A 4,271-nucleotide genomic window follows, 5' to 3' on the forward strand; every position below is an offset into this window, starting at 1 on the left:
GCAGATCGAGGGAATATGCTTTCATTAGCTTTGACTACAACAATCATATCTTATTGTACCTCTTTACAGCGGGAACCGCTGTAAGTTTTTGACTTCCACTATTGTCGCTAAAGAATGGCAGTCCATCATTAAAAATGAAGGAAACTGTATCTCCCGGTTGCAGTTCAAACGACTGTTCTTTCCCGCTCTTGATAAATTTCCTCACTCCTTTTGCATTTTTGATTTCTGCTACTAGAGTGCCTAATTTCAACTCTGGGAATAGCCATGCTTCGTATTTAACATTACTGGTAGCATTAGCATCTACTGCATCGCCATTTGGTTCACCTGCTTTAGCGCCTCGCCACATTCCCTCGGCGCTAATTTTTACTGTGACGGGATACTTCAAATTGTTACTGAAGCCGGGTAAATCTTTGGATTCAGTTGCTAATACGGTTAATTCACCATTTTGTAAATCCGTATTGATGGGAGTAAGTGCCGCGAAAGCTGGTGCAGGGACAAAGACGATCGCAATTGCAAACATTACTACCACAAAGGTAGACAAAAACGATTTGAATTTCATATCAACGAAAATTCCTTCGAGATTTGGAGTTTAGCGCTTGCTTAAGGTTTCCGTAAGCAGGGTAAAACAAGTGCAGTCAGCTTTGGCTTTGATAATTTGCGATCGCTCTCTCCTTTGAAAAGACACCTTGGAATAACGAGCGATCGCACTCATACAGAATAGCTAGAATTGCTATGCCTGTATCTTTGCTACTATGCTGTACTGTTTCAAGAGTCAGAAACCCGGTTTCTTACGCCTTGGTTTGACAGCTACTTAATGGAAAACTTAACTTTTTGACTGCCAGTGTTGTCAGTAAAGTAGGGAATTCCATCATTGAAAATGAAAGAAGCTGTCTCTCCTGGTTGCAGTTCAAACGTCTGGTCTTTCCCGCTCTTGATAAATTTCCTCACCCCTTTTGCGTCTTTAACTTCTGCTACTAGGGTGCCTAAATTCAATTCAGGGAATAGCCATTCTTTGTAAATCACACCAGGGATACCATTAGCATCAACTGATTTGCCATTCGGTTCGCCTGATGCAGCTGCTTGCCACACTCCTTCAGCACTAATTTTTACTGTGACAGGCTGATTCAATGTGTTAACTAAGCCGGGTAGTTTTTTCGATTCATTAGCTAATACTGTCAATTCACCAGTTTGTGAAGCACTATTAATGGGAACTATACCTGGTGGAAAATTCGGGGTAACTACTGCCTGAATTTGCTCTGGAGTGAGAGCAACATTATAAATAGCTAAACCATTGATACTCCCCGCGAAATAATTGAACCCACTATTCTGAGAATAACCTCGGCAAGCGAGATAGAGGGAACTATTATTTTTGGTATTCCCCGCAGTCGTATCCTGATTGGTAGCCTCTAGTTTTCCATCAATATAGAGAGAGAGTTTGCCTTGATTGTTTTCCGTACTGCGGACAAAAGTCACATGATGGAATTTCCCATCATTAATTTTAGTCGTTGAGTACACACTAGGATTATTTTTGCCATCATAGCGGGCGGCAACAATTTTTCCAGCGTTATTCCCCGCTTTTGAATTTAGGTAGCGAATCACATAAGGATATCCCCCAGTCCCAGAGACCCACTTTTCAACAACATCATTATCTCCATATTTGAGGTCTTTTTGTTCGCTATCAGGTTTAATCCAAACCGCTACGGTGAAATCCTGATTGGTAGCAAAGTTGATCGCATCGCTATTCTCAACTTTGTCACATTCATTGATGCCGTTAAAGGTGGAAACTTTGTCGCTTGCAGTATAAACAGGTATTTGAGCGAGAAAATTTGCTCCAGGCAGAGCATTAGCTTTTCGATGAAAACTGCCAAACGTAATGGTTACAGCCAACAACAAAGCCAGACAAACTCTTGTCAGTAATTTCATCAAGTGATATCCTACACGCAATCTATACTCTTAAGACGTTTCTCAAAGCCAATTTCTGAATTTTTCGAGTTAGAGGCGTTTTTTTGCCAAAAAAATGCACCGGGAAAATCAGTATCAAGGACGAGAACTCTTTCGCCACTTCGCTTTTAGGCGTTTTAAAGCTGCCTCGACCTCCTGGCGAACGGGATAGAGCAACTGCTGACTCAAGGCATTTCGATAAAGCTCGATCGCACCCATAGCATCGCCCAATCCCTCTAAAGCCCTCCCTTGCCAGTAATCAGCCATAACTGGGTTAAATAACCTCAGTTTTTGACTTTCCTGACAAGCTTCTGCCCACCACTTGCGGCTAGCGCTCTCATCCCCCAGCGCTCGGTAACTTTCGCCCAGCCACACCGCAGCAGACACGGATTGCAAATATCCCTGCTTTTCTGCTAACAACTGCCATCCTTGGATCGAAACCGCCACAGCTTCCTGATGTTTCCCCGCCAAAGCCAACACTCGTCCATGACAAAACCAAGCATCAGCTAGCTGGGGCTGAAGTTGCGTCGCTTGCAGAGAAACACTGCACCCCCGTTCCATCTCTTGAAAACTTTCCACCAGCACTCGTCCCGCCGTCGCCCAAACACTCCAGCGATCGGCAAAACGCTCCAACATCTCTTCTACGATCGAAGCAAGGGTGATGTTATCCCTTTGTGCTTTTACTCCTCTTACTCCCCTCTTTTCCCAGGAGAGGAGTTGGGGGTGAGCTTCAAGAGGCAAAATTTCGCACAACGCCCGATAGATTTCACAATCCTGGGGATACAGACGATAAACTTTTCGCATCACTTCAGCCGCCGCCTGATATTCCCCTGTATGGAACAAGCATCGCCCATAGTGATACCAACCGCTAGGATTATTCGGGTGTTCCTCCGTAAACTGCGCTAATATCCTTGTCCCTTGCTCCCAGTCACCTCGGAAAATGTGATAGTATGCCAGGGATTTGTGAGCATCAGCTCCATGAGTAGCTTGTTGGAGAGCAGCGCCAATCATCTTTTTAGTCTGCTTCCCCTGCTCGCCAGATACCAATCTCATCTGGCAACGATCGTCCAATTGTCGTTGCAGTACCCACAAACGATCGGGATCTAAAGCGATCGTTTTCTTCAAACGTTCTTGTGCTTCCCCAACATTCCCCAGCGCCATTAGCGCATCATAGCTGTGAATCAAGGCGACAATATCATCTGGATTAATTGACAAAATCCGATCGAAGGCTTGTAACGCCGCCACAGGATTTTCTCTCCCCATATGCAATTGTCCCAAAACTAGCCAGTGAGCGGCGTTATCTGGTTCTAGGTGAGCGGCTGTTTCAAAAGCAACGATCGCTTTGGGAATGTCACTTTGACAAAGTGCGATCGCTCCGGTAATGTATTGCTCTGTGGCTTTATTTCCAGATAACGGTAAGGCATCCTGATAAACTTCGATCGCCTCAGCTTCCCGTCCCATTAACTGCAACAATTTCCCCAATTTCAACCGCACATCAATTAATTGGGGTTGGCGATCGATCACTTGACGATACTCCTCCACCGCTTGCTCCCATTGACCGATTGCGTAGAAAAGTTCGGCCAATTCCAAGCGTTTTTTCCAGCCAGAAGCATACTGCTGCACGTACTGACTTAATGTTTTTAACTTTTGGTCTTGGCGGATTGGCTTTTCGTCTAAAACAAGGTGAACATTCAACTCCACCCCAGAGGACTGGGTGACTGATACCAGGCATGAGCTAGTGTTTCGAGACATATTGCTGTGATTTGATAATAATTAGGGCTACGGCCAAAGCGCTCTTTTTGATTGAAGGTTGGCGGGATTTTTACCTCAGCCCTGATGCTTGAGTACGGTAATTTCTCTACTCCAGATTTGGCCTTTTTCCTAAATGGATCGGAGGAATCAAACGGAGACACATCAAGCCCTGATAAATAAGGTTTTAAACGCTTTTGCAGAATTGCTCGCGCCTGAGAAATGCGTTTGCAAAGGTTATCGTAGGAGATACCTAGCTGTTGACTGATGTCCTGATAAGATTTCTCTTCAATGAAGTGCAGAATAAAAGGTTGGCGCAGTCTGGGCGGTAATTCCTCAATTGCACGGTGGATGACTATTTCTAATTCGCTTCGCATAGCAGCATTTTCTGGTGTATGGGACTGAGAAACCAGTTGCTCCTCCCGCTGCTGGGCGATCAGATCCCAACTTTCCACCCGATGCGCTAATCGCTTGGACTCTCTACGTATATCCACGCAGATATTATGGGTTAATCGAGTCAACCAAGCTTTAAAGTTGGCGATCGCATGAGCATAGTCTCGACTCTTCTCCCAAGCTTTGAG

At 44.9% G+C, this 4,271-nt stretch carries 4 protein-coding genes; all 4 read right to left on the reverse strand.

The window, feature by feature from the left end; all coding sequences use genetic code 11:
* Positions 1-43 precede the first annotated feature (43 nt).
* The gene (locus H6S82_RS20865) at positions 44-559 is read right to left on the reverse strand and encodes a hypothetical protein (protein ID WP_190474789.1); all 516 of its coding nucleotides are present in this window, start codon (positions 557-559) and stop codon (positions 44-46) included.
* Between the two features lie 248 nt (positions 560-807).
* Entirely contained in the window at positions 808-1,923 is a 1,116-nt protein-coding gene (locus H6S82_RS20870) for a LamG domain-containing protein (protein WP_190474787.1), read from the reverse strand.
* A 114-nt stretch (positions 1,924-2,037) separates the two neighbouring features.
* The gene (locus H6S82_RS20875) at positions 2,038-3,693 is read right to left on the reverse strand and encodes a tetratricopeptide repeat protein (RefSeq protein WP_190474785.1); all 1,656 of its coding nucleotides are present in this window, start codon (positions 3,691-3,693) and stop codon (positions 2,038-2,040) included.
* Positions 3,633-4,271: RNA polymerase sigma factor (locus H6S82_RS20880; protein ID WP_191056645.1), on the reverse strand; the 639-nt coding region annotated here is incomplete at its 5' end. The genes H6S82_RS20880 and H6S82_RS20875, both read right to left, overlap by 61 nt.

It is taken from the genome of Planktothrix sp. FACHB-1355, from assembly GCF_014748295.1.
Taxonomy (GTDB): domain Bacteria; phylum Cyanobacteriota; class Cyanobacteriia; order Cyanobacteriales; family Aerosakkonemataceae; genus Aerosakkonema; species Aerosakkonema funiforme_A.

Excerpts from the sequence above, each read along its gene's own strand:
- H6S82_RS20865 (WP_190474789.1), bottom strand. The coding sequence starts at position 559 with ATGAAATTCAAATCGTTTTTGTCTACCTTTGTGGTAGTAATGTTTGCA.
- H6S82_RS20870 (WP_190474787.1), bottom strand. The coding sequence starts at position 1,923 with ATGAAATTACTGACAAGAGTTTGTCTGGCTTTGTTGTTGGCTGTAACC.
- H6S82_RS20875 (WP_190474785.1), bottom strand. The coding sequence starts at position 3,693 with ATGTCTCGAAACACTAGCTCATGCCTGGTATCAGTCACCCAGTCCTCT.